This window comes from Lentzea sp. NPDC054927 (assembly GCF_053610285.1).
The window spans coordinates 16,883-34,456 of record NZ_JBSGXZ010000036.1; the positions used below are offsets into that span (position 1 = coordinate 16,883).

The window sequence follows — 17,574 nt, forward strand, 5'->3', positions numbered from 1 at the left end:
CGCTTGGGATCCGCAGGCACCCCCCGTCCACGGATCCATGCAGCGGGGACCTTTGACGCGGGACGGCTCGATGCGACTCCCCCTCTCTCCCGAGCCGTTCCGCGCATCAACGAAGGACCACTCTCAGTAGAACTCGATCACGCTGCTTCGTTCATTCGAGTGACACGCTTCCGGCGGCGCAGCAGGTAGATCACCGCCGCCGCGGGCACGCCGAGCGCCACCACGAACGGCAGCACGGCGCCGACCGCGATCAGGATCCCGCCCAGCACCGCGAGCAGCGCGTTCCAGCCACCGGCGAGAGCGCTGAGGAACCCGGCCTTCTCCGGCTCGGGCGCCGCGATCGGCACCGTCGCGACCTGCACGGTCAGCGTGGCGAGCGAGACCTTGCCCTTCAACGACTCGCTGCGCCGCTGCATCGACTCGAGCTCGCTCTGCCGCTTGGTCAGCTCGGACTCGATCTGCGCGATCTCGGCCGTCGTCCCCGCCCGCTCGAACAGCACCCGCAGCCGCTCGACGCTGGCCTTCTGCGTCGCGATCCGCGCCTCGACGTCGACCAGCTGGTCGGTGACGTCCTCGCTGCGCACCTCGCTCCGGGTGACCTCACCGACGTTCGCGAGATCCCGGACGACCCTGTCCAGCTCGGAAGACGGCACCCGCACGGTCACGGACCCCGAGCTCTTGGTCGAGTTCTCCTGTCCCGCGAACCCGCCCACGGCCTGAGCGCGGTCCTTCACCTGACCGATGGCCTTCAGCACGTCGTCGGCACGCAGGTCAACGGTCGCCGTGCGCACCAACTGCCGTTCCTGCTGCTGCACCGGCTGCACGCCCTGTGCGTTCTGGCCGTTCTGTGCGTTGTTCTCCTGCTGCGGCGCCTTTTGCTGCGCCGCCTGTGGTGGCGCAGCGGCGTCCTGCGCCGACATGCCACCACTGTTCTTGCTGCTGCTACACCCCGTTGAAACCAGGGCCAGCAACGCGACTCCCACCCACAGCACTGGTTTACGCATGTCTGTCCGACGGTGCGGGCGGGACCGGGGGTTGCCGCCTAGGCCGAAACGAGTTGCCGCCTACTCCGAAACGAGATGTTGGAAGGCCTGCAGGTTCGCCAGCGACTCACCGCGCGACACCCGCCACGCCCACTCCCGCCGGATCGCGTCGGCGAACCCGATCTCCAGCAACGGGTTGAAGTCGCCGTCGGCGGCCTCCAGCACCTGGCCGAGCACGCGGTCCAGCTCATCGGCCGTCACAGCGTGCTTCCCGACCCGTCCGACCAGGTAGATGTCACCCTCGCCGTCGATCGTGTAGTGCACGCCGTACAGCCGTGCGTTGCGACGCAGCAGGAACCGGTAGACGTCCTCGAACGACTGGTCCGGCCTCCGGCACACGAACGCCTCGACGACCAACGCGTGCGTCGTCTCGACCAGCCACACGTTCGTCTGCAGCTTCTTGGTGCCCGGCAGCGTCACGAAGAACTTCCCGGGCTCACGCCGGTCGTACTTCAGCTCCCGCTCGTCCAGGAAAGCCTTGATCACGTCGTCAATCGAGTCGCTCAAGCGAAAACCTCCCGGCGGAACACGTCTGCCGCCTCTTGATACCCCGCCAGCAGAGCATCAGTCGTGCGATCCCACGAGAAGCGTCGCGCATGCCCCACCGCGTTGCTCGCCAGGTGCTCCCGCTGCGGCAACGCCACCCCGCTGATCGCGGAGGCCCACTCACCGGCCTCGTGCCCGTGCACGAGCACCCCGGACACCCCGTCGTTGACCGCGACCGGCAACCCGCCGACCGCCGCCGCGACCACCGGTGTCCCACAGGCCTGGGCCTCCAGCGCCACCAGCCCGAACGACTCGTTGTAGCTCGGCACGGCCACCAGATCGGCCGCCCGGTAGACCTCCGCCAGCGTCGGGCCCGGCTGCGGCGGCAGGAACCGCACCACGTCGGTGATGCCCAGCTGCACGGCCAGTTCTTCCAGCGCCTTCGGCCGTTCCGTGCCACTGCCGGACGGTCCGCCGACGATCAGCACGACCAGCTTCGACCGCAGCCCTGGATCGCGCACGAGCATCTCCGCGGCGGCGCGCAGCAGCACGTCAGGAGCCTTCAGCGGCTGAATGCGGCCGACGAACGCCAGCACGATCGCGTCGCGCGGGATCCCGAACCAGTGCCGCGCCTTGTCGCGGTCGCCGGGGGTGAACCTGTCGAGGTCCACACCGGGCGGCACCACGGCGACCTTGGACGGTTCGGCGTCGTAGAGCTTGATCAGTTCGCTGGCCTCGATGTCGGTGTTGGCCACCAGCCGGTCCGACTCGTTGACCACCTGTTCCTCGCCGATCACCCGCATCCGGGGCTCCGGAGTGTCGCCCTCGGCCAGCGCCAGGTTCTTCACCTTGGCCAGCGTGTGCGCGGTGTGCACGAGCGGCACGCCCCACCGTTCCCGCGCGAGCCAGCCGACCTGCCCGGACAGCCAGTAGTGCGAGTGGATCGCGTCGTAGTAGCCGGGCTCGTGCCGTGCCTCAGCGCGTAAGACACCCGCCGTGAACGCACAGAGCTGACCGGGCAGCTCTTCCTTGCCCAGCCCTTCGAACGGTCCCGCGGCGACGTGCCGGACGCGCACGCCGGGCGCCAGTTCGGCCACCGGCGGCAGCTCCGACGACGTGGCGCGGGTGAAGATCTCCACCTCGACGCCGCGCTGGGCCATCCGCGTGGCCGTCTGCACGATGTAGACGTTCATCCCGCCCGCGTCGCCCGTGCCCGGTTGTTCCAGGGGCGAGGTGTGGACCGAGAGCACGGCTACGCGCTTCACCGGACCACCCGCTTCAGGTCGGAGAGGAACTGCGCGGGCCGCTCCAGGAAGGGCGCGTGCGCGGTGTCGGGGTACAGGCTCAACTCGGCTCCGGGGATCAGGGCGGCGGAGTACTCGGCGGCGGCAGGGGCGACCACCTCGTCTTGAGTTCCGTGCACGATCAGCGTCGGCACGTCGACTGCCTTCAGCACGTCAGCGCTGCCCACATCCCTGCGGAACAGCTCACCTCGCACTTTATGGCTCACCGAAGTCGCTGAGGCTGTGAGTTCGCCGACCGTCCCGGCAGCCAGCGCGGGTGCCATGGCCTGGCAGAACGTCGCCATCACGGCGTCATCGGTGATCGCGCCGGGCAACGCGGCGCGCATCACGGGGCCGGTGGCACCGCCGGGGCGGCCACGGCCGATCTCGGTGATGGCGCTCACGAACACCAGCGCGTTGATCAGCGCGGTGCCGTGGAAGCGCAAGTAGTCGGCGATCACGAGCCCGCCGTAGGACCATCCGACGACGGTCACGGGTCCCGTGTGATCGAGCACGGTCTTGAGGTCGTCGGCCCACCGGGCGGAATCACGGTAGTCGCCGAAATCGTCGGACTCGCCGTGTCCTCGCAGGTCAACGGCGTAGGTGTGGAAGTCCGGCAGGTCCCAGACCGCACCTGTCTGCGCCCACCCGTGGATCAACACCACCGGCGGCGCGTCGGACGGTCCTGCCTCACGGACGGCCAGTCGTCCCCCGCCGGCCGCCGTCACGTGTGTTAGGTGCACACACCTTCAAACGACCTGGTCGGGGGACGCATTCCCGCTAGTCCGCCTACTTCACGGCGGACTTGGCCTTCCACTGGTCCCACGGGATCTGCCAGTCGTACCAGTCGAACTGCGGCGGCAACGTGGTGATGGAGCCGGTCACCTCGACCGGGTCACCGACCAGTGCCGAGTCGTAGTAGGCCTTCGCGTCGGCTTCGAGCAGGTTCGCGCAGCCGTGCGAGGTGTTCGCCTTGCCGATGTTGGCCGCGTTGTCGTTGTTCTCGTGGATGAACTCGCCGTGGTTCGAGAACCGGACGGCCCACTTCTTCACGACGTTGGTGTAGCCGTAACGCGGGTTGTCGAACGAGAACGTGTCGTTCTTCGACATGACCACGAACGTGCCGTTCGGCGTGGTCAGCTCCGCGTCGGCGTCCTTGCCGAACGACGCCGGGTACGAGGCGACCTGCTGGCCGTCGCGCAGGACCACGAGCTGGTGCGTCGGGTTGTTGATCTGCACGACCTGGTTGCGGCCGATGGTGAAGTCCGAGGTCACGTCGGCCTTGCCGAACGCGCCACCGCCGTAGTTCACGCCGTAGAGCTTCGCCTCGACCTTGACCGTGGTGTTCGCCGGCCAGTACTTCTCCGGCCGGTAGTGCACTTCCTGGGCGTTGAGCCAGGCCCAGGTGCCGGTGACGTTCGCCGAGTTGGTGACCTTGAGCGCCTTCTCGACGGTCGCCTTGTCCTCGACCGGGGCCTCGAACTTGACCATGATCGGCGCCGCGACGCCGACCGTCTGGTTGTCGCTGGGCCACAGCGTCGCGCGGGTCTGCGAACCAGGCGCGACGGTGGTGAACGAGCCCTTGAGCTCGACCGGCCTGCCGTCCTTGCCGACGACCTTGCCGGAGTAGCTGTACGTCTTGCCGTAGCCCAGCGGCTCGGCGGCGGTCCAGCCCGACTTGTCCTCGGTCAGGGTGCCCTTGACGTCTTTGCCCTCCGGCGACTTCACCGCGACGGACTCGATGTTGCCGTCCACCACGGTGACCTGCACCGGGGTCGTGACCTGCACGTCCTTGGTGCCGTCTACCGGGGACAGGGTGACCTTCGCGGACGGTTGCGAGGTGTCCGCTTTCGGTGACCCCGCCTCGACACTCGAGCAGCCGGTCAGCAGCGTCAGCCCGGCGACCAGCGCGACAAGTGTTCTCTTCACGGTTTCGACCTCCCACAAAGCAGGACGTCCAGGACGACCCGATGGTGCGAGTGACGTCGGTCACACGCCGTTCGGCCGCCTACGATCGAGGTCGTGAATCGACCTGTCGCAGTAGTGACCGGAGCTAGCGCGGGCATCGGCGAGGCCACCGCGCGGCGGTTGGCCGCCGAGGGGTTCCACGTCGTGCTCGGTGCACGTCGTCTGGACCTTCTCCACGTTATCGCGAAGGAGATCGACGGGACGGCCGTCGAGTTGGACGTCACGGACGCCGACTCCGTCGCCTCCTTCGCAGAGCGGGTACCCCGGGCGAACGTGCTCGTGAACAACGCGGGTGGCGCGCGTGGGCTCTCGACCGTCGCCGAGGGGAATCCAGAGGAGTGGCGCTGGATGTGGGAGGCGAACGTCCTCGGCACCCTGCTGGTGACCAAGGCGTTCATCCCGAAGCTGATCGAGTCCGGTGACGGGCGCATCGTGTCCGTGACGTCCATCGCGGCGTTCGAGGCCTACGACAACGGCTCCGGGTACACCAGCGCCAAGCACGCCCAATCGGCGCTGCACCGGACGTTGCGGGGCGAGCTGCTGGGCCAGCCGGTGCGGATCACCGAGATCCTGCCGGGCATGGTCGAGACGGAGTTCTCGGCCAACCGGTTCGGCGGCGACACCGAGCGCGCGGCCAAGGTCTACCAGGGCATCACGCCGCTGGTCGCGGACGACGTGGCGGACGTGATCGCGTTCGCGGTCACCCGGCCGTCGCACGTGAACCTCGACACGATCGTGCTCAAGCCCCGCGCTCAGGCCTCCGCGACTCGGGCACACCGGGAGTGAGCAAGTCCACGTCGAGCTGACGCAGGACGGGTTCGACGGGGTTCGCGAATCCCGTCGAACCTGATCCGGCGACGTACAGGCCGACGACGCGGTTGTCGGCGTCGACCAGCACCGCGCCGCTGTCGCCGTGGTCGCCGAAGCGTTCGGCCGAGTGGACGCGGATCTGGTCGCGCAACGTCCTCATGCCGATTCCGTCGCCGAAGTCGAGCCGGACGGTCGCGTCCGTCGACGTGACCATGCCGTGGGTCAGACCCGTTGTGCGGCCGTGTTTGCGCACGGTGGAGCCGATCGTCGCGGGTGCGGTGCCGGTGATCGCGCCGATGTCGAGCACCTCCGCGCGGAACGGCCGGTTGCCCATCCGCAGGCCCGCCGCGCTGACCGCGCCGGCCAGCGCCGCCCGGTCCAGCACCGCGATCTGGTCGGCACCGGGGACTCCACCGTCCACTCTGGACGGATGCACGAACTCGTCGCCCACGGCCCAGGAGTCGTCGACGCAGCCGACGTGGAACGTGGTGAGCCCCAGCACTTTCCTGGCCTCGTCCCTGGTGACCACGAACGCGCCGAGCGTGCCCGCGATCACGTACTCGCCGGCTTTCGGCACCTCCGGCGGCACGACCCTGAACGACCTGGCCGGGCCGATGCTGATGCCGCCGCGCAGCACCGGATGGCGTTGCGCCTCAACAGGTTGCTCGTCTTCGGTGCGGGTGATCCTGGCGCGGTGCAGCACGATCGACTCCGCGATCACGTCCGTCGGCACGCCGCCGACCTCGGCCGGGATCTGCTGCGGGTGCTGAGACCCCTTGGCGCACACGTAGACCACGATCGCTGCTTGGCCCGTCGGGCGTCCGGCGGTGACCTTCTCGCCGATGTCGACGCCGATCACGCCGGGCCGCGACAGGAACTCGTCTTCGACCATGCGCTTGATCGGCCGGATGACCTCTCGCGCGTTCTCGTCGAGGTAGCTCATAGCGACCCCCGTTCCACAGCCCCTACCTCAATGAAACACGCCAAGTAGTGGTTCGTCACAAGGAGTCACCCAGACGGACTTAGACCCAGACGGACTCAGACCGGACTGACTCAGAGCTGAACGCCCACGAAAACCGGTTCGGGGTGCAGTTCGACGCCGAACGCGGCCCGCACGCCGTCGCGCACCTCGCGCGCCAGGTCGAGCAGGTCCTCGGTCGACGCGCCGCCGCGGTTGGTCAGCGCCAGCGTGTGCTTGCCGGACAGCGACACCCGGCCGCCGGGGCCCTGGTGGCCCTTGCGGAAGCCGGCCCGTTCGATCAGCCACGCGGCGGAGAGCTTCTTCTGACCGTGGCCCGCGGGGTAGACCGGCACGTTCACGTCGGCGCCGAGCCGTTCGGAGATGCGGATCAGCACGCTCGTGAAGGTCGAGTCGTCGATGATCGGGTTGGTGAAGAACGAGCCGGCGCTCCACGTGTCGTGGTCCGTGGCGTCGAGCACCATGCCCTTGCCGCGGCGCAGCTCCAGGACGGCCTTGCGGGCCTCGTCCGCCGGCACGCGATCACCTTGCGCCACACCGAGAACGCGCGCCAGCTCGGCGTAGCGGATCGGGGCGGACATGCCGCCGGCGGTGAGCGAGAACCGGGTGCGCAGCACGACCGCGTTGTCCGTGCCCTTCAGCACGCTGGTGCGGTAGTCGAGGCCCAGCTTGGCGGCGGGCACCTGGTGCACCTTGCCGCTGCGCCGGTCCAGCAGATCCACCGACTGCAGCACCTGGGAGATCTCGACGCCGTACGCGCCGACGTTCTGCACGGACGTGGCGCCGTTGAGGCCGGGGATGCCGGAGAGGCACTCGAGGCCACCGAGGCCCTGCGCGACCGCCTCGGCGACGACCGCGTCCCACTCCTCGCCCGCCTCGACGGTGAACTGGACGATCCCGCCGCCCAGCGGATCGAGCCGGAAACCCTTGGTGGCGACGTGCACCACGGTGCCGTCGAAGCCGCCGTCGGAGATCACGAGGTTGGACCCGCCACCGAGCACGAGGACTTTCTCGTCGGCGGCGGCGTCGGCTGTTCGCACGGCTTCGACCAGCTCAGCGGCGGTCGTGGCGTGGACGAACCGCGCGGCCGGTCCACCGAGTCGGAGCGTGGTGCGCTCGGCCAGAGGTACGGACTGCGTGGTGGTCACAGACGTCAACGGTAGCCTCCGCGACATGGCACGCCGCATCGAGCACCACACCACGTCACCCCATTCGGCGGAGAAGGTCTTCGGCGCGATGGTCGACGAGACCTATCTGCGGGACAGGCTGGCCGCGATCGGCGGCACCAACGCCGAGCTCGTGACGTTCACCTCGGTGGACGGAAAGACGTCGTACCAGCTCAAGCAGGGCGTGCCCGCGGAGCACCTGCCCTCGGTGGCCAAGTCGCTGCTCGGTGGCGACCTCGTGATCCAGCGCGTCGAGAACTGGGCGGCCGGCGCGGGCACGGTCGAGGTCACGCTGGTCGGCGTGCCGGGCCGGTTGGACGGTTCGTTCACCGTCACGGACAACGGATCCGGCTCGAAGCTCACCCTCGCGGGGGAGGTCAAGGTGAGCATCCCGCTCGTCGGCGGCAAGCTCGAGAAGGTGATCGCCGAGCAGGTCGCGGTGCTGCTGGACAAGGAGAGCGAGTTCACGTCGGAATGGCTCGCAAACCGCGGCTAGCGGCCGGCCGGGCCCGTGCGCTCGGCCTGCCGACGCGCGGCACGACCAACCCGAACCGCCTGCGCCGGGTCGACCGGTGGATGACCGGCACGCTGGCCGACTTCCTGTCGGACGCCGCCGATCCACTCGTGGTCGACCTCGGGTACGGCTCGTCGCCGATCACCACCGTCGAGATGGCGTTGCGGCTGCGGACGGTGCGTCCTGACGTGCGCGTGCTCGGGCTGGAGATCGACCAGGAGCGCGTCGACGCGGGCAAGGCGGTGGCTGACCCGCCGTGGCTGGACTTCCGGCGCGGTGGCTTCGAACTGGCCGGCGCGCGGCCGGTGTTGTTGCGCGCGTTCAACGTGCTGCGCCAGTACACCGAGGAGCAGTCGTTCGAGGCGTGGGACACGATGCTGTCGCGCATGGCTCCCGGCGGGCTGGTGATCGAGGGCACGTGCGACGAGATCGGCCGCCGGTGCACGTGGGTGACGCTGTCGTCGGACGGGCCGCTGAGGTTCACGCTGGCGTGCAAACCGTCCGCGATCGAGACGCCAGGTGACATCGCCGAGAGGCTGCCCAAGGCGTTGATCCACAAGAACGTGCCGGGCGAGCGCGTGCACGCGTTGCTGACCGAGCTGGACGCCTGCTGGGCGACCGCGGCACCGTTCGCGCCGTTCGGGCCTCGTGCGCGGTGGGTGGAGTCGGCGCGGTTGCTGCGCGAACGGGGCTGGCCGGTGCTGGACGACCGGCGGCGCTGGCGGCTCGGCGAAATCACGCTCGATTGGGCAGCCGTCGCACCATAGTGTGGTTGTGTGGACTTCGTCGCGCAGGTCGAGACCCAGGCTTCGTTGATGCGTTCGGCCGCTCTCAAGGCAGGCCCGGACGCCCCGGTTCCCACGTGTCCTGAGTGGACGGTGTTGAAACTCGTGCGGCACATGGCGGAGGTGCACACGTGGGCGGCTCAGGCGGTCGTCACCGCACCCGAGGCCGGCCGGCCGGAGTGGCAGAAGGCCCCGCGCGACTTCGACGAGGCGCTTTCCTGGTGGGACAACGGGCTTTCGCTGCTCCTGCCGCGCTTGCGCGAGACTCCCGCGGACCGTCCCGCGTGGACGTTCGGCGGACCTGCCCTCGCCGGCTTCTGGACCCGCAGGCAGGCGCACGAGACGTCGATCCACCGCCTGGACGCCGAACTCGCGGCCGGCCAGGACCTGCCGTCGCTGGTGTTCGACCCGGAGTTCGCCGCGGACGGCATCGACGAGTACCTCACCGTGCTGGTGGCCCGCCGGATCGAACTGGGCAACGCCGTCGGGGGAACCGGCCGGCTCCTGGTCCACGCCGCCGACGCGGGCCGCACCTGGCAGGTCAGGCTGACCGCGGGCGAGCCGCTGGTCGTGACCGCTCCGCAGGACGCGGCCTTCGACGAGGACGCCACCATCGCGGGCACGGCCGACGCGATCTACCGGGCGCTCTACGCCCGCCCGAGCAACGCGATCGTCACCGGCGACGAGTCCCTGGTGGCGGCGCTGCCCAGGCCGTGACCACCGCAGCGAATACTCTGGGGGCGTGTCATCGCCTGAGCGTCGCTATGTGATCACCTTCGGCTGCCCGGACCGCACCGGCATCATCGCGAGGATCTCGTCGTTCCTCGCGGAGAACGGCGGCTGGATCGTCGAGGCCGCGTACCACACCGACCCCGAGACCGGCTGGTTCTTCACGCGCCAGGAGGTCCGCGCGGACTCCCTGCCGTTCGGCGTGGACGAGCTGCGTTCGAAGTTCGCCGACGTGGCCACCGACCTGGGCGCGCTGTCGACGTGGACGGTGACCGACACGGGCGAGCGCAAGCGCGTGGTGATCCTGGTGTCCCGCGAGGGCCACTGCCTCTACGACCTGCTGGCGCGCGTGGCCACCGGCGAACTCGACGTCGAGGTGTCCGCCGTCATCGGCAACCACCCGGAACTGGGCGACATCACCCGCGCCCACGGCATCCCGTTCCACCACGTGCCGTTCCCGTCGAACAACCCGGAAGGCAAGCAGGCCGCGTTCGCCGAACTGCGCGAACTGGTGGAGAAGCACGACCCGCACGCCGTGGTGCTGGCCCGCTTCATGCAGATCCTGCCGCCGGAACTGTGCGCTGCCTGGACCGGCCGCACGATCAACATCCACCACAGCTTCCTGCCGTCGTTCATCGGCGCCCGCCCCTACCACCAGGCACACCGGCGCGGCGTGAAACTCGTCGGCGCCACCTGCCACTACGTGACGGCGGACCTGGACGCGGGGCCGATCATCGAGCAGGACGTCCTGCGCGTGCAGCACGGCGACTCGGTCGCGGACATGGTGCGCAAGGGGCGGGACATCGAGAAGGTGGTGCTGGCGCGCGGGCTGCGGTGGCACCTGGAGGACCGCGTGCTGGTGCACGGCAACCAGACGGTGATCTTCTGACCTACCAGCTCTCCTTGCGGTAGACCGTCTTCTCGCTGCTCAGCGGCCCGGTTCGAGCTCGCCGGCCGTTGAGCGTGGACCGTGTTCGCGCTCCATCTCCACGACGTCACCGAGCTTGAACTTGATGTCGTTGCTGGTCAGAACCTCGGCTCCGGCAGGCGAGCGGAAAGTGATCCGGAAGTCGACCCTGCGACCGGTGCCCATCCAGTAGTCGCGTCGGATGATCTCCATGGCCTCATCCGCCTTGGTGCGGTCCGGCACGGTCGCCGTGACGCTGAGGTACTGCCGGTAGTCCATGCCGGTCGTGTACTTCACCTCGACCGCGGAGACGCCGTCGTGCGACTTCAGGTCGGATTCGATGCGGTCGCTCAGGTCCTCGACGGTGTCGTCGGAGTTGCCGCACGCGGTTAGAAGCAGCAACAGCGCCAGGAGCGCGAGACGCCTCATTTGCTCTGCCTCGTCGGGCGCGGGCCGTAGCTGGTCTCCAGCTCGGGTGGGAGATCGAGTTTGCCGTTGCGCACCGGTTTGCCCGATTCAGGTTTGTCGGCGTAGGGCGGATCCGCTGTCGTGTAGACGACGTAGCTCGCGCTGCACGACTTCCACGTGCCGCGCCAGCAGTCGCGGCGGGCGACTTCCACCACCTCGTCGACCACCGGGCCGGTGATCGCCTCTGCCTTCAGCATGACCTCCAGGCGGAGGCTGTCGCCGGCGTCGAGGCCGTGGGTGTACTCGAACTGGGCCGCTGCCACGTCCGGGCGTTGCTTCCAGTCGGCGACGACCTGCTTGCCGATGGCGTCGAGTTCCGGGTCGAAGCCTTCGAGCACGCTGCAACCGGTCAGCAGCAAGAGAATCGGCAGAAGTCTGAGCATCGCGCACCCCCGCCGTGGATCTTGGCAGGGGTGCGCGACGCGTGCCGGGCGAACGTCAGATCTTGGCCGCGGCCCTGCCCACGGACTCGACCAGCCACCCGGCGTCCGCGGCGGTCATGACCGCCGGAGGTGTGAAGCTCACCGTGCGGCCGCGGAAGTCGGCGAGGATGCGCAGGCGCAGGAGTTCGCCGGTGAAGATGTCGGCAGTGCGTTTGTCCGGCAGTTCGATGCCGAGCAACAGGCCGCGGCCGGACGCGTGGGCCTTGCCGGCGACCACGGCTCGGAAGCCCAGCAGCAGTTCGTCGCCGAGCAGGGAGGCGCGTTCGACCAGGCCTTCGGCGGCGGTGACGCGCAGGGCGGCGTTGACGGCGGCGGTGGCCAGGGGTGACACGTCGTCGGAGCCGCGCCACAGCGGTACTTCCACGGCGGCGGTGGCCACGACGGCGGCGATCGGGAGCACGCCGCCGGAGAGACCTTCGCCGACCAGGAGGATGTCCGGGGTCACGCCGTCCAGGTCGGAGCCCCACCAGACGCCCAGGCGGCCCAGGCCGGTGCGGGTTTCGTCGACGATCAGCAGCGCGTCGTGCTCGCGGCACACCTCGGCGATCGCGGTCAGGTAGCCGGAGGGTGGGCACGCGACGCCGCGGACCGGTTCCACGAGCACGCAGGCCGGTGGGCCGGAGGCCAGGACGGCGCGCAACGAGTCGATGCCGCCGTACGGGACTTCGCCGGTGGTCAGGACTCGTGGGCGGCCGTTGGCTTGGGCCAGTGCCACGGCGAACTGGGCCGCTTCGGAGGCCGACGAGAAGGTGTGCACGTGGTCCAGGCCGTTGGGCGTGACCAGGTCGAGCATCAGGCGGTCCAGCAGCGACGGACGGCGCACCTGGCCGACCACAGCCTGCACCACTGCCGGGTGGGCGTGGCCTAGCAGAGGTACTCCGTAGCCACCGCAGTCCAGGTACTCGACGCGGTGGGGATCTACCACTCGGGCGCCACGGGCGGCGCATCCGGTCAGCTGTTCGGTAGCCATGGCGGGGAACCTTTCACTGGGCAGCGCGGCCCGAGGCCGCTCGACGAGACGACGAGCGGACCTGTAGTTCCCACCTACTCATTCGGATTCCAGGGCACGTTGGTTCGCCTCAGGCATAGGCTTTCTTTCGTGCGGACCGAAATCACCGACCTCGACCAGCTGCGGGCACAGCCTGACCTGCGCAAAGCCGTCATCATCGGGCTGGACCTGACTCGCGAGGACGTGCGAGTGCCGTTGGACGGGGCGCTGCTGCTCGGCTGCGCCCTCAGCGAGAGGATGCAGCGCCAGGCCGACGCCGCCGGAGCGTTGATCTTCCCGGTGATCCCGGACCTGCCCTACGAGGTGTACCGGTCGAAGCTCTACTCGCCGGACGAGCTGTTCGCGGGCTTCGACCCGGCGAACCCCAGGTCGTACGCGGACACCCCGGACGCGGTGATCTACAAGCACAGCAAGCAGCAGGGCCACCACCCCGACCCGTTGCACGCGCTGGCCGAACGCCTGCACGACCACTCGATCACCGAGGCCCTCGACGAGACGCTGACGGGCTCGCCGATCGCGGTCATGGGCGGCCACGCGCTGGCCCGCGGCTCGGACGGCTACCGCAGCGCCGTCGAACTCGGCGCCGCGCTGGGCCGGTCCGGTTTCACGGTGCTGACTGGCGGCGGACCGGGTGCGATGGAGGCCGTGCCACTGGGCGTGCGGCTCGGCTCGGCCGACAAGGACGTCCTGAACACCATCGCGCGGGCACCGTCGTTCGGCAACGACGACGAGTCGATCGGCCGGTGGCTGGCGGCGTTCCCGGAGATCCCGAGCTTCGAGCGGCCGCGCACGATCGGCATCCCGACCTGGTTCTACGGCCACGAGCCGCCCAACCCCGCCTGCGAGCTGCACGCGAAGTACTTCGCCAACTCGGTGCGCGAGGAAGGCCTGCTGACCGTCGCGACCGGCGGCATCGTCTACACACCGGGCAAGGCGGGCACGGTCCAGGAGGTCTTCCAGGACTTCACGCAGAACTACTACGCCAGCGTCGGCCCGGCCGCGCCCATGATCTTCCTGGGCAGGGAGTTCTGGACCGACGAGGTCCCGGCCGCGCCGCTCGTGCAGAAGCTCGCAGCGGGCCGGGAGGCCGAGCAGTGGATCCTCGTCACCGACGACGTCGACGAGGCGATCGAGCTACTGGTCAAGTACGCGGGCTAGATCAGGCAGCACCTCGGCGCCGGGCAGCTTCATCAGCACGTCGCCGGGGATGAGGATCTTGCTGCCCCGGATGCCGCTGCCCACGACCAGTTCGGGGGCGGCGGCCACCTCCGGCGACACCAGGATCGGCCAGTCCGCGGGCACCCCGATGGGCGTGATGCCGCCGTACTCCATGCCGGTCAACGCCACGGCCTCGTCCATCGGCGCGAACGACGCCTTGCGCGCGTCCAGCCGCTTGCGGATGACGCCGTTGACGTCCGCGCGCATGGTCGCGAGCACCATGCAGGCCGCATAACGGATCTCGCCGCCGCGCTTGCCCGCGACCACCACGCAGTTGGCCGAGGCCGCGAGCGGTGAGCCGTAGTGCGCGCAGAACTCGGCGGTGTCCGCCAGCGAAGCGTCGATCTCGGCCACGGCGACGCGGTCAGCGCCGTCCAGGTTCTTCAACGCGGCCTCGACGGGCACGGGCACCAGGTCGAGGCGCGAGAGCACAGGAAAGGGTTCCAACGATCCAGCGATGGTCCACACAGTGTTCATTGTCGCTGCTTCGCAGACTCCGGCGAATTCGCCTGGTAGCTGGTCGTCCGGCCGCCGCTTCGCCGCGATTGGGCTTCGCCGAATCCCGACGATGGGGCGACCGGACGACCAGCGCGAATTCGCAACCATCCTGCCAAACTCGGTTTGACTTTGACGCTGCGTCAACCTCTACCTTCGATTTCAGAGCGCGAAGGGGGAACTGGAATGGCCTGGTCGATCGCCCAAGTGGCCCGGATGTCGAAGGTGACGTCCAGGACGCTGCGGCACTACGACTCGATCGGGCTGCTGCCGCCGGCCTGGATCGGCGACAACGGTTACCGCTACTACGAGAAGGAACAGGTGCACCGCCTGCAGCAGATCCTGCTGCTGCGCGACCTGGGCCTGGGCCTCGACGTGGTGGCGGACCTGCTGAACGGCACGGACCAGCTGACGGTCCTGCGCAACCACCACCGGTGGCTGCGGGAGGAACGCGAACGGCTGGACCGGCTCGCCGGCACCGTCGCGCGCACGATCGCCGAACTGGAAGGAGGGGACGAAGTGAAGATGGAAGAGCTGTTCGACGGGTTCGACGCGTCGAAGCAGAAGCGCCACGAGGCCGAGCTGATCGAGCGCTACGGCGACGGGGTCAAGGAGCACCTCGCCGAGAGCAGGGAGAAGCTGAAGACCTGGACGCGCTCCGACGCGGACGCGTTCATGAAGCAGTGGCAGGACATCGCGCGCGAGCTCGGTGCCCTGTTCACAGCGGGCACGGCGATCGACGCTCCGGAGGCTCAGGAGCTGGTCGACCGCCACTACCGCTGGATCTGCCTGAGCTGGACGCCGAACCGCGAGTCGTACAAGGGGCTCGGCGATCTCTACGTCGACTCGGACGAGTTCCGGGTGAACTTCGAGGTCAACGGCGACAACATGGCCGAATGGCTTCGTGACGCCATGGCGCACTACGCCGAGACGCGTCTCTAGGAGCTGGCCGGGGGCTGCAGACCCCGCTCAGCCAGGCTCAGTCCAGACCGAACGCCTTCAGCGCCGCGCGGTTGAACGCCGGCAGGTCATCGGGATTGCGGGACGTCACGAGCGTCCACCCGTTCATGTCGCACACCCGGACCTCTTCGTCGGCCCAGTCGCCGCCCGCGTTGCGGATGTCGGTCTGCAGGCTGGGGAACGAGGTCAGCATCTTGCCGCGCACCACGTTGGCCTCTACCAGCAACCACGGTCCGTGGCAGATGGCAGCGATCGGCTTGCCTGCCGAGACCAGTGCATGAACCAGCTCAACGGCATCGTTGTCCATGCGCAGAAAGTCGCTGTTGGCCACACCGCCCGGAATGACGGCACCGTCGTAGTCGTCCGCGTTCGCGTCGGCGTACGTGGTGTCGACCGGGAACGCGTCGGCGGGCGTGAGGTGGTGGTAACCACGAACCTCGCCGAGCTTCGGCGCGAGCAGGCGGGGCACTCCGCCGGCCTTCTCGACGTGCGTCCACGGGTCGGTGAGCTCGATCTGCTCGATGCCCTCCGTGTCGACCAGGAATGCGATCTTCTTCTGTTCAGCCATGCACTTCGGCTACCCGGCGAAGAAGGAGATCAACCTGTGCCGCACCTCGTTGCGGTGGGTCAGCATCGGTGAGGGCGAGTCCACCAGCCACAGCTCACCGTTCGGGAACGCGGCCGCGGTCGCCTTCGCCACGTCCTCGGGGTGCAGCGGATCTCCGACAGCCCCGATTACCAGCACCGGGATCTTGACCGACGCGAGCACCGACGCGTCCTCGACCGCGACCTGACCAGGCAGTTCCTCGGCCGCCGCGGTCAACCGCTTCAGCGCCTCGCGCCGTTCGGCCACGTAGATCGGCGGCCCGACGGTCAGCTCGGCGAGCTGCTGCATCGTGAACGACTGGCGCGGCTGGTCCAGCACGGCGGGCAGCAGCAACGCGACCCGTTGAAAACGATCAGGCGCCAAGGACAACAACCGGACCAGTGCTCCGGCACCGAGCGAGACGCCCACGGCCTGATCAGCGGGAACGGAGCCGAGATCAGCGGCGATGCGGCCGTAGTCCCAGTAGCCGGGTGGCGCGTCGGGTGCGTCACCGTGCGACGGCAGCGTCACGACGACGCGGGTGCCGGGCAGCCCGGAGGCGGGGATCCGCGCCTCACCGGGCGTGGCGCCGAGCCCGTGCGCGACCAGGGTCACCGGCGAGCCGGTGCCGTAGGCGTTCGTGATCACCAGCGAGGGCCGCGCTGCACCTCGATCAGCTTCGGTCGCACGTCCACCATGTAGACGAGGACCGCGACGAGGCCGGCGAGCCAGAAGATCGAGCCGAAGCTGTACGGCTGGAACAGCAGAATCGCCGCCGTACCGCCACCGGTGATGCCCAGCCAGGCGGGCTTGGTCATGCGCTCGGCCGCGGTGTACGCGTCGACGCGCTGGGTCAGCGCGTGGAAGAACGCGAACAGCCCGACAACGCTGAACCCCAGGTCGGCGAAGAAGTACACGATGCCGTCGAGGTTCCAGAAGCTGAAGATCGGCACGTAGAACACGCACCCAGACTACGTGCCGGTACGAAAAGAGGGGAGCGGCCCCGACTGGGCCACTCCCCTCGACTCGATTCAGACTTTCAACGACTCACTTGGTGGTGTTCGGCGTGGTCTTCTTGGCCGCCGCGGTACCCGTGGTCGTGCCGGTGGTGCGGGTCGTCGTCGCCGGCTTGCGGGGCGCCGTGCGGTTCGCGGCCTTGCGGGTGGTGCTGCGGACCTCGTGCGCGGCGTCGCCACCGGCCTCGACGATCTCCTCGGCCAGCTTCTCGGCGCCGTCCTCGACCTCGTGGGCGACCTTCTCGCCGATCGAACGGGTGCGGCGGGTCACCTTGCCGAGCACGTCGTCAGCCAGCTCGCGGGCGTCGGCGGCAGCGGACTCGGCGCGCTTCTGCGCGGCCTCGACGGCGTGCTCGACCTGCTCCACGGCCTGCTTGACCTGCGGCTGGGCCTTGATCTGCTCCAGCGTCTGCTCGCCCTGCTCGGCGAGGTAGGTGTACAGGTTCACCGCGGAGGCGGTGTAGGCGTCGACGAGCTTCTTCAGCTCGGCCGGCTGCAGCTTGTCGCGCAGGTCGTTCAGCTCGGTCGGGAGGTCCTTGGCCTGGGTGCGGGCCTCTTCAGCGCGCTCCTTGGCCTTGGTCAGGGCCTCGACCACGGCCTTGGCGGCGAGGTCACCGGCACCGAGCGCGGCGAGCAGCGCCTGGCGTGCGGCGTGGGCGCCCTGCTCGGCGGCCTTGCGAACGTCGTCCTGGGTGAGCTTCGGCATGGA

General features: G+C 69.1%; 22 protein-coding genes. 7 read left to right on the plus strand and 15 right to left on the minus strand.

All coding sequences use genetic code 11. The features are described from left to right. Positions 1–137: 137 nt before the first annotated feature. The 5 genes from ACWGE0_RS34090 to ACWGE0_RS34110 all read right to left on the minus strand — a co-directional run bounded on the left by ACWGE0_RS34090 (position 138) and on the right by ACWGE0_RS34110 (position 4,741). On the minus strand, positions 138–1,004 hold the full coding sequence (locus ACWGE0_RS34090) for a DUF4349 domain-containing protein (RefSeq protein WP_452265010.1): 867 nt from the start codon (positions 1,002–1,004) through the stop codon (positions 138–140). Between the two features lie 60 nt (positions 1,005–1,064). Beyond that, positions 1,065–1,550, minus strand: coding sequence for a YbjN domain-containing protein (locus ACWGE0_RS34095; protein WP_452265011.1), 486 nt, complete (start codon positions 1,548–1,550; stop codon positions 1,065–1,067). Then, complete coding sequence (gene mshA, locus ACWGE0_RS34100) at positions 1,547–2,794, minus strand: D-inositol-3-phosphate glycosyltransferase (protein WP_452265012.1); 1,248 nt, start codon at positions 2,792–2,794, stop codon at positions 1,547–1,549. Before mshA ends, ACWGE0_RS34095 begins: the two co-directional genes overlap by 4 nt. Then, on the minus strand, positions 2,791–3,540 hold the full coding sequence (locus ACWGE0_RS34105; RefSeq protein WP_452265013.1) for an alpha/beta fold hydrolase: 750 nt from the start codon (positions 3,538–3,540) through the stop codon (positions 2,791–2,793). Before ACWGE0_RS34105 ends, mshA begins: the two co-directional genes overlap by 4 nt. Positions 3,541–3,601: 61 nt before the next feature. Then, the gene (locus ACWGE0_RS34110; RefSeq protein WP_452265014.1) at positions 3,602–4,741 is read right to left on the minus strand and encodes a L,D-transpeptidase; all 1,140 of its coding nucleotides are present in this window, start codon (positions 4,739–4,741) and stop codon (positions 3,602–3,604) included. A 93-nt stretch (positions 4,742–4,834) separates the two neighbouring features. On the opposite strand from ACWGE0_RS34110, the gene ACWGE0_RS34115 reads away from it, so the two are divergent. Next, on the plus strand, positions 4,835–5,566 hold the full coding sequence (locus tag ACWGE0_RS34115; RefSeq protein WP_452265015.1) for an SDR family oxidoreductase: 732 nt from the start codon (positions 4,835–4,837) through the stop codon (positions 5,564–5,566). On the opposite strand, the gene ACWGE0_RS34120 is transcribed toward ACWGE0_RS34115, so the two are convergent. Together ACWGE0_RS34120 and ACWGE0_RS34125 are read right to left on the minus strand one after the other, a co-directional pair. Then, positions 5,520–6,533: a hypothetical protein gene (locus tag ACWGE0_RS34120; RefSeq protein WP_452265016.1), complete on the minus strand. Its 1,014-nt coding sequence runs from the start codon at positions 6,531–6,533 to the stop codon at positions 5,520–5,522. The genes ACWGE0_RS34115 and ACWGE0_RS34120 overlap by 47 nt on opposite strands. Positions 6,534–6,643: 110 nt before the next feature. Continuing rightward, positions 6,644–7,744 (minus strand): UDP-N-acetylmuramate dehydrogenase, encoded by a 1,101-nt coding sequence (locus ACWGE0_RS34125; protein WP_452265017.1) that lies wholly within the window; start codon positions 7,742–7,744, stop codon positions 6,644–6,646. Here ACWGE0_RS34125 and ACWGE0_RS34130 point away from each other — a divergent pair. From ACWGE0_RS34130 to purU, 4 genes are read left to right on the plus strand one after another with little or no spacing between them, the layout of a single operon-like run. Beyond that, positions 7,743–8,231: a DUF2505 domain-containing protein gene (locus ACWGE0_RS34130; RefSeq protein WP_452265018.1), complete on the plus strand. Its 489-nt coding sequence runs from the start codon at positions 7,743–7,745 to the stop codon at positions 8,229–8,231. The two genes, ACWGE0_RS34125 and ACWGE0_RS34130, sit on opposite strands and share 2 nt — an antisense overlap. Beyond that, positions 8,210–9,016 carry a class I SAM-dependent methyltransferase gene (locus ACWGE0_RS34135; protein WP_452265019.1) on the plus strand — a complete coding sequence of 269 codons (807 nt, stop codon included), beginning with the start codon at positions 8,210–8,212 and terminating at the stop codon, positions 9,014–9,016. The genes ACWGE0_RS34130 and ACWGE0_RS34135 overlap by 22 nt, the downstream gene beginning before the upstream one ends. A gap of 9 nt (positions 9,017–9,025) precedes the next feature. Beyond that, positions 9,026–9,751, plus strand: coding sequence for a maleylpyruvate isomerase family mycothiol-dependent enzyme (locus ACWGE0_RS34140; protein WP_452265020.1), 726 nt, complete (start codon positions 9,026–9,028; stop codon positions 9,749–9,751). Positions 9,752–9,776: 25 nt separating this feature from the next. Then, complete coding sequence (gene purU, locus ACWGE0_RS34145) at positions 9,777–10,652, plus strand: formyltetrahydrofolate deformylase (RefSeq protein WP_452265021.1); 876 nt, start codon at positions 9,777–9,779, stop codon at positions 10,650–10,652. 39 nt (positions 10,653–10,691) lie between these two features. On the opposite strand, the gene ACWGE0_RS34150 is transcribed toward purU, so the two are convergent. From ACWGE0_RS34150 to ACWGE0_RS34160, 3 genes are read right to left on the minus strand one after another with little or no spacing between them, the layout of a single operon-like run. Beyond that, on the minus strand, positions 10,692–11,099 hold the full coding sequence (locus ACWGE0_RS34150) for a hypothetical protein (protein WP_452265022.1): 408 nt from the start codon (positions 11,097–11,099) through the stop codon (positions 10,692–10,694). After that, on the minus strand, positions 11,096–11,521 hold the full coding sequence (locus tag ACWGE0_RS34155) for a hypothetical protein (protein ID WP_452265023.1): 426 nt from the start codon (positions 11,519–11,521) through the stop codon (positions 11,096–11,098). The genes ACWGE0_RS34150 and ACWGE0_RS34155 overlap by 4 nt, the downstream gene beginning before the upstream one ends. Positions 11,522–11,576: 55 nt before the next feature. Further along, complete coding sequence (locus tag ACWGE0_RS34160) at positions 11,577–12,551, minus strand: aminotransferase class III-fold pyridoxal phosphate-dependent enzyme (protein ID WP_452265024.1); 975 nt, start codon at positions 12,549–12,551, stop codon at positions 11,577–11,579. A 129-nt stretch (positions 12,552–12,680) separates the two neighbouring features. On the opposite strand from ACWGE0_RS34160, the gene ACWGE0_RS34165 reads away from it, so the two are divergent. Beyond that, the gene (locus ACWGE0_RS34165) at positions 12,681–13,748 is read left to right on the plus strand and encodes an LOG family protein (protein WP_452265025.1); all 1,068 of its coding nucleotides are present in this window, start codon (positions 12,681–12,683) and stop codon (positions 13,746–13,748) included. Here the strand turns inward: ACWGE0_RS34165 and ACWGE0_RS34170 are convergent. Beyond that, on the minus strand, positions 13,725–14,285 hold the full coding sequence (locus ACWGE0_RS34170; RefSeq protein ID WP_452265026.1) for a YbaK/EbsC family protein: 561 nt from the start codon (positions 14,283–14,285) through the stop codon (positions 13,725–13,727). The genes ACWGE0_RS34165 and ACWGE0_RS34170 overlap by 24 nt on opposite strands. Positions 14,286–14,489: 204 nt before the next feature. Here ACWGE0_RS34170 and ACWGE0_RS34175 point away from each other — a divergent pair, with 204 nt between their 5' ends. Further along, positions 14,490–15,245 (plus strand): MerR family transcriptional regulator, encoded by a 756-nt coding sequence (locus ACWGE0_RS34175; protein ID WP_452265027.1) that lies wholly within the window; start codon positions 14,490–14,492, stop codon positions 15,243–15,245. A 37-nt stretch (positions 15,246–15,282) separates the two neighbouring features. On the opposite strand, the gene ACWGE0_RS34180 is transcribed toward ACWGE0_RS34175, so the two are convergent. From ACWGE0_RS34180 to ACWGE0_RS34195, 4 genes are all read right to left on the minus strand, one after another. Next, entirely contained in the window at positions 15,283–15,831 is a 549-nt protein-coding gene (locus ACWGE0_RS34180; RefSeq protein WP_452265028.1) for a type 1 glutamine amidotransferase domain-containing protein, read from the minus strand. A 9-nt stretch (positions 15,832–15,840) separates the two neighbouring features. Continuing rightward, positions 15,841–16,497 carry an alpha/beta fold hydrolase gene (locus ACWGE0_RS34185; protein ID WP_452265029.1) on the minus strand — a complete coding sequence of 219 codons (657 nt, stop codon included), beginning with the start codon at positions 16,495–16,497 and terminating at the stop codon, positions 15,841–15,843. Next, on the minus strand, positions 16,494–16,769 hold the full coding sequence (locus tag ACWGE0_RS34190) for a DUF2516 family protein (RefSeq protein ID WP_319969703.1): 276 nt from the start codon (positions 16,767–16,769) through the stop codon (positions 16,494–16,496). Before ACWGE0_RS34190 ends, ACWGE0_RS34185 begins: the two co-directional genes overlap by 4 nt. Before the next feature lie 127 nt (positions 16,770–16,896). Continuing rightward, positions 16,897–17,571 (minus strand): hypothetical protein, encoded by a 675-nt coding sequence (locus ACWGE0_RS34195; protein ID WP_452265030.1) that lies wholly within the window; start codon positions 17,569–17,571, stop codon positions 16,897–16,899. Positions 17,572–17,574 lie beyond the last annotated feature (3 nt).

What these genes read in the sequence shown, in the direction of transcription:
- ACWGE0_RS34090 (WP_452265010.1), bottom strand. Translation starts at nt 1,004, where the DNA reads ATGCGTAAACCAGTGCTGTGGGTGGGAGTCGCGTTGCTGGCCCTGGTT.
- ACWGE0_RS34125 (WP_452265017.1), bottom strand. Translation starts at nt 7,744, where the DNA reads ATGTCGCGGAGGCTACCGTTGACGTCTGTGACCACCACGCAGTCCGTA.
- ACWGE0_RS34130 (WP_452265018.1), top strand. Translation starts at nt 7,743, where the DNA reads ATGGCACGCCGCATCGAGCACCACACCACGTCACCCCATTCGGCGGAG.
- ACWGE0_RS34170 (WP_452265026.1), bottom strand. Translation starts at nt 14,285, where the DNA reads ATGAACACTGTGTGGACCATCGCTGGATCGTTGGAACCCTTTCCTGTG.
- ACWGE0_RS34175 (WP_452265027.1), top strand. Translation starts at nt 14,490, where the DNA reads ATGGCCTGGTCGATCGCCCAAGTGGCCCGGATGTCGAAGGTGACGTCC.
- ACWGE0_RS34195 (WP_452265030.1), bottom strand. Translation starts at nt 17,571, where the DNA reads ATGCCGAAGCTCACCCAGGACGACGTTCGCAAGGCCGCCGAGCAGGGC.
- ACWGE0_RS34180 (WP_452265028.1), bottom strand. Translation starts at nt 15,831, where the DNA reads ATGGCTGAACAGAAGAAGATCGCATTCCTGGTCGACACGGAGGGCATC.
- ACWGE0_RS34150 (WP_452265022.1), bottom strand. Translation starts at nt 11,099, where the DNA reads ATGAGGCGTCTCGCGCTCCTGGCGCTGTTGCTGCTTCTAACCGCGTGC.
- ACWGE0_RS34120 (WP_452265016.1), bottom strand. Translation starts at nt 6,533, where the DNA reads ATGAGCTACCTCGACGAGAACGCGCGAGAGGTCATCCGGCCGATCAAG.
- ACWGE0_RS34135 (WP_452265019.1), top strand. Translation starts at nt 8,210, where the DNA reads ATGGCTCGCAAACCGCGGCTAGCGGCCGGCCGGGCCCGTGCGCTCGGC.
- ACWGE0_RS34160 (WP_452265024.1), bottom strand. Translation starts at nt 12,551, where the DNA reads ATGGCTACCGAACAGCTGACCGGATGCGCCGCCCGTGGCGCCCGAGTG.
- ACWGE0_RS34155 (WP_452265023.1), bottom strand. Translation starts at nt 11,521, where the DNA reads ATGCTCAGACTTCTGCCGATTCTCTTGCTGCTGACCGGTTGCAGCGTG.